This window comes from Streptomyces sp. DH12 (assembly GCF_020873895.1).
Taxonomy (GTDB): Bacteria; Actinomycetota; Actinomycetes; order Streptomycetales; family Streptomycetaceae; genus Streptomyces.
Genome location: NZ_JAHWGT010000240.1, coordinates 1 through 752, shown reverse-complemented (window position 1 = coordinate 752; position 752 = coordinate 1). Strand labels below are relative to the sequence as shown.

1 protein-coding gene is annotated in these 752 nt (G+C 71.4%); it reads right to left on the bottom strand.

Features of this window, described 5'->3' with window-relative positions; all coding sequences use genetic code 11:
* A partial coding sequence (locus LPA54_RS33780; protein ID WP_228984517.1) for a peptidoglycan recognition protein occupies positions 1 to 752 on the bottom strand: 752 nt, incomplete at both ends.

The window sequence follows — 752 nt, the reverse complement described above, 5'->3', positions numbered from 1 at the left end:
CGCTCACGGTGTGGCTGCCGGGGGTGAGGGTGATCCGCTTGGCGTAGCCGGCGCCGGAGGTGCCGGCTACGGACTGGCCGTCGACGAGCACGTCGTACCTCTTGATCAGCGCGGCCGGTGTGGTGGCCGACCAGCGCACCACCGGCGTGCCCTTGGTGTAGTACGTCGAGCCCTTGGCGGTCGCGTCGGTGAGGGACACGATCCGCAGCCCGTCGACGGGGCCCGCGGCCCAGGTGCGGACGGTCGGCAGCTGGGCGTACAGGGCGTCGCCCGGGCACTGGGTGTTGAAGCCGTCGCGGTGCCCGGACACCCGCTGGAACGTGTACTGCTCGCCCGCGGTGAAGGCGGTCTTGAAGTAGTTGGTCTGCGTCGCGCCGGCGGTGAGCATCACGGAGCCCGCCGGGTCGGCGCCGTACTGGCCGAGCTTCCAGGCCGTCACGCGCGCCACGGACGCCAGGGCGGCGTCGGAGGCGGCGCCGGTGCCGTGCGCGCCGAGGACGGCGATGCCGGCGGACTCACGGTTGAAGCCGTAGGTGTGGGCGCCGAGCACGGGCCGGTCGATGCCGCCCTTGCGGCCCTCGAAGACCGTGCCGCACTTGTCGACGAGGAAGTTGTAGCCGACGTCGTTCCACCCGTTGACCTCGGTGTGGTACGCGTAGATGCCCCGCACGATCGCCGCCGACTCCGCGCAGTCGTAGTCGTTGGCGCCGTCGGTGTGGTGCACGAACACCGCCTTCACCTCGGTGTTGTAC